Source organism: Verrucomicrobiota bacterium, from assembly GCA_016871535.1.
In the GTDB taxonomy this organism is placed as follows: domain Bacteria; phylum Verrucomicrobiota; class Verrucomicrobiia; order Limisphaerales; family SIBE01; genus VHCZ01.
This window is the reverse complement of sequence record VHCZ01000367.1, coordinates 1-4,862: the sequence shown is the minus strand read 5'-3', so window position 1 is coordinate 4,862 and position 4,862 is coordinate 1. Positions and strand designations below refer to the sequence as shown.

Annotated in this window: 3 protein-coding genes; all 3 read right to left on the bottom strand. The window is 60.3% G+C overall.

The annotated features are described in order from the left end of the window. A partial coding sequence (locus FJ398_26100) for a hypothetical protein (protein ID MBM3841360.1) occupies positions 1-402 on the bottom strand: 402 nt, incomplete at its 3' end. Positions 403-443: 41 nt separating this feature from the next. Beyond that, positions 444-1,946, bottom strand: coding sequence for a DUF1501 domain-containing protein (locus FJ398_26095; protein MBM3841359.1), 1,503 nt, complete (start codon positions 1,944-1,946; stop codon positions 444-446). Between the two features lie 230 nt (positions 1,947-2,176). Further along, the gene (locus FJ398_26090) at positions 2,177-4,675 is read right to left on the bottom strand and encodes a DUF1553 domain-containing protein (GenBank protein MBM3841358.1); all 2,499 of its coding nucleotides are present in this window, start codon (positions 4,673-4,675) and stop codon (positions 2,177-2,179) included. Positions 4,676-4,862 lie beyond the last annotated feature (187 nt).

Below are 4,862 nucleotides of genomic sequence, written 5' to 3'. Positions count from 1 at the left end.
TCCGGTTTTGCTGGAGGCGATTTCGCTTTCTGGCGAGGCACGACGAAGGAGCATAGCCAGGGCTCTGCGACTGAGGAGAAACGAAGCCAGAAAGCGAAATCGCCCCAGCCCTCCGGGGCGGGGCGGCACCTGGCCGGCTGCGGCGTTGCTCGTCGGCCACAGCCCCAAAACGGGGATGCCTCGCAATGCGCGACGTAACCGGACGCTTTCCTTCCGCGTGTTCTCTACCTCGTCATCGGACACCACGAGCACGTCGAGGTCGCTATCCGCATGGGTTTCCCCGCGCACATATGAGCCGAACAAGATGATCTTGCGCGGTCGGCCTGTTTCAACCAGGCGATCGACGACCAGATTCACCTTTTCCGGCGTGATCGTCCAAGGCGGCTTTTGCGAGTCACTCATCCTGCCTTAGACAATGCCAAATCCAGGGCCATCACAACGGTCTAACCAAACAACTCCAGGATCGGTTCGCCCAGGCCGTCGCGCGTCACGTAGAAGGGACGCTTCTCGATTTCGTAGGCCAGCTTCGGAGAAATGCCCAACGCCCGGAACATGCTGGCATGCAGATCTTCGATGACGACCCGGTCTTTGAGCGTCTTGCAGGGCCGCTCGTCCGCGGTCACGCCGTGAAGATGCCCGCGTTTGATCCCGCCGCCGAACAGCAACACGCAGCCGGCGTCCGTGAAATGCCGGTGCATGCCGTAGTGTTTCAAGTCGTTGATCACCTCCGGAACTTCCACCTGGTCTTTGACCGTCTTGTCGGGTTTGCCCTCGACCAGCATGTCGCGGCTGAACTCGCTGGCCAGCACGATCAAGGTTCGATTGAGCAAGCCGCGCGTTTCGAGGTCGAGCACAAGCTGCGCGAGCGGCGCGTCGATGGTCTTCTTCATGTTGACCAATTTGGTGTGCCCGTGCTCGTGCGTGTCCCAGTTGAGGAACGGAATGTATTCGGTCGTGACCTCGATGTAGCGCGCGCCCACTTCCGCCAGCCGCCGGGCGAGCAGACATCCCAGTCCGAAGCGTCCGATGGTGGACGACTCGTAGCTGCCGGAGCGATTCTTGTCCGCGTCGTAACGTTTGCCTGGCTCGTAATCGGGCACATATTTGCGGATGTTTTCGAGCGGTTCCAGCGTGAGGTCGAAAGCTTTGGCGGCGGGCGAACTCAGGAGCTGGTGCGCGTTGTCGAGCGAACGGAGCAAAGATTCTTTCTGGTAATCGCTGCCGAACTCGCCAACGGGGCTGGCGGCAAGAAGCCTCTTGTAGATTCGATTACGATCTTCAAATCGGCTCGGAGTCATGCCCGCCGGCGGGCGCACGGCGTCGGCAGCTTGTTCCGGAAACGGAATGTTGAACGGCCCGTATTCGCTGCTGAGAAAACCAGCCGTCGAGAATGCCTTCAACTCTTCGCCTTCGCCGACGTCGAAGCGCTGCCCGATGTTGATGAACGCGGGCACGGCGGGATTCAACGGGCCAAGCGTCCGCGCCACGATGGCGCCGATGTGCGGCGCGGCGACGGTTTGCGGCGGCGCGTAGCCCGTGTGCCATTGGTATTGGTGGCGCGAATGCAGAATGAAACCCAGATCGCCCGCGGTGTAGGTGCGGATCAACGCGCCGCGATCCATCACGCGCGCAATGTTCTCAAAGCCCTCCGTGATCTTGATGTGGTCCACGGCGGTGTCGATCGCCGGGAACGTGCTCAAGACGCGGTCAGGGGAGAGGCCTTTCTCGTAAGGCGTGTAGAGCTTGGGATCGAACGTCTCGGTGTGCGCCATGCCGCCGCCCATCCAGAGCACAATGAGGGTGTCGGCAGTTGGGGTGATTTTCTCAAGCGGCTCGCTTTGGCCGGCGAAAAGTGGTTTGGGATAGCCAGCGGCGAGCGCCGACAGCGTGGCCGCGCCGGCGGTGCGTAGAAATTCGCGGCGGTTCCAAGTGGCATTCGTGTTCATAGGCAAAAGTTCAAAACGCTGAATTCATCGAAATGATTCCGGTGCATTTTTCGAATCGTCCGGATCTGTAGGCACGTCGGTTCCCCTCACCCTGGCCCTCTCCCCAAGGAGAGGGAGGCGCTCCGGCAGCCCCACCGAGCCTGGTTGTTTCCATCGTAGGATCAAGGATTCCCTCTCCCCAGGGGAGAGGGACAGGGTGAGGGGAAACAACGCGTTCATGGTGTCCTGGCCTAATAAATGAGTTGAAACTCCGGCAACATGGTCATGGCCCAGAGCAAGTCTTCGACGCCTTCCTTGCGGGCGGGCGTGCCGACGAGGACTTGCGCCAGGCGGAGTTCCTCCGCGGTAGGTTTTCGCGAGAGCACGCGTTCGTAAACTCGGATCACCAGCTCGTTCGCGCTGCGCCAGCCTTCCTGAAGGAGTTTCTCGGCGCCCTGTTTAAGCCGGTCAGCCAGGGTCGGACCGTTGGTCAATTCCAATGCTTGCAGTGTCGTGGCCACGGAGGAGCGGGTCGTGATGACTTGCTCGCGGTTCGGCCGGCCCAGAGCGACCATCAGCGGGTCGGCGTTGACCAGCGAGGCGCGGGCGTGCCCGTAAAGTCTGGCGGCGGAAACCAGTTCGGAGAAGGTTTTCCCGATCTTCCAAGGCGTCCTATCCGGTTCCCCCAATTCGATCGCCGGCTGCCAGCCTTCGGCGGCAAAATCTCCCTTCTGCCAGCCGTCGGTTCTTTCCGTGGACCAAACCCAGGAGGCGTCGCTGGCGAAGTCCATCACACTCTCCACCGGGATCTCGTTCACCGTGCGCTCCGCTCGGACATACGCAGAAACCAAAAGACCGGCCGGGTTCGATTGATCCGCTTCTTTGTTGTCGGGCGCCGATTTGTCGTTCGTCGCCGCGATACCGATCACGTTGCGGCCTTTCTCCAGGTGCGGGCGAATATCGATGAGGTTGGGTTTGGTGTGATCCCTTCCGGAGCCGGCGTCTTTTCCGTTGATATAAAGCCGGAAACTATTATCGCAAGCCACGACGATGGCGGCGGCGGCGGGCTTTTCGGACAACTCGATCGTTCTTCGGAAATACACGGTGCGCGGCTCGGCTTTATCCGCCGCGTGCGCCTCGTTCCAAATCCATTTGGGAGTCAATGGACCATTCGGTTGGCGAGCCGCGAAATCTGACCGCGCTGCCGGCAGCGTAAACCAGTGCCCTGTGACCGAAGCCAGCGCATCCACGTATTGCTCGGCGGACATGCGACGCACGAATGGCCCACGGAAGACGAAGTCCTTGGACTTTTGTTCTGACACGGGAACCGCGGGCATTTGGTATGCGTCCGAAGTCAGGATGCGCTCCATGGTGTGCTTCAGATTGTAGCCGTTCTCGACCAAATCCTCCGCCAGCCAATCGAGCAGGTCCGGATTCCACGCCGGGCTTTCCATGTCATCGACCGGCTCCACCAGTCCCCGGCCCGTGAATTTTGCCCAGAGGCGATTGACGATGGTTCGCGACAGCCGGCCGTTTTGTTTTTGAGTGATGATCTCGGCGAGGCGTTTGAGGCGTTCGGATTTGGGCGCTTGAGGATCGAGAGCGCCAAGCTCCGGATAAAGGAATTTCATACCCGCCCTTTTCCCGGTCGGTTTGTCGCACTGGATCATCTCCAGTTCGTTCGTGGCATAAATGCTGGCCAGTCCGTAGGCGTCGGCCAAAGCCCAATCGTTGATGAAGCTGTCGTGGCAGGAGGCGCACTTCAGATTGACGCCCATGAACACCTGGGAAATGTTTTGCGCGGCTTGCATCTGGGGCGTCTGGCTGGCGTTGACGACACCGCGCCAGACGATGCCGTTGACGAAGCCTTCCGATTCCGGCGTCGGGTTGATCAACTCGGCCACGAACCGGTCGTAGGGCATGTTCTTCGCCAGCGCCGCGTAAAGCCAGCCGGTGATCTGCTTTCGGCCATTGTCGATGTAGCCCGTGCCCTTGTAGTCGTTGCGCAAAACGTCGTTCCAGAAAGACAGCCAGTGTTCGGCATAACGCGGATCGTCGGCCAACAGTCGCTTAACCAGGCGCTGCCGTTTGTCGCGTGACCGGTCGGCCACGAAATCCTCCAGTTCCTCGCGAGGTGGGAGCAGCCCCAGCACGTCCAGATAAACGCGGCGGGCGAAGACCGCGTCGCTGACCGGTTTGTCCGGCGCGAATTTCTGAGCGGCAAAATACGGGAGCAAGATCAGGTCAATCGGATTCCTGGTCCGCGCCGCTCGCGCAGAAATCGCGGGCAATTCGGGTTTGCGCGGATGCAGATTGATCGGAGGCATTCTCCCGAAACTGACGCCTTCGTCCCAGGACAATCCCTGGTCGATCCAGGCGCGCAACAGGCCGACCTGCTCGCGCGTCAGCTTCGAGCCTTTCTGAGGCATCACATTGTCCGGGTCCAGGCCGGAGACCAGCTCGATCAGGTAACTTTCGGCGCTTTTGCCTGAAACCACCGCCGGTCCGGACTGGCCGCCGCTCAGGAGCGTTTCGCGCGTGTCCAGGCGGAAATCGCCTTTGCTCTTCCCGCGTCCGTGACATTTGATGCAACTCGCCTCAAAGATGGGTTTGATGTCTTTGCTGAAGTTGACAGGGCGCCCGGCAGGCTGCGGCAGAGCCGCGATCTGTTCCGGGGTCAGTTTCGCTTCCGCGAAGCGGGCCGCCATCATGGCGAAGACACAAGCGAGCATTGGAAAATGGCGCATCATCGATTGTAAAACTTACGCCGCGGCTCCCAAAAATACAGTCGAAAGTTGGCCATTGCCTCAGCGGTTTATGGCCTGTCGTTCGGGCCAGCTTCCTTCCATCTTCCTGCACTCCCTTCCCTCCACGATCATTACTCGCTTCATCGCTACTATGGGTGCTCTGACTTCGTCTTGGGCGGCTCTTCGGCCT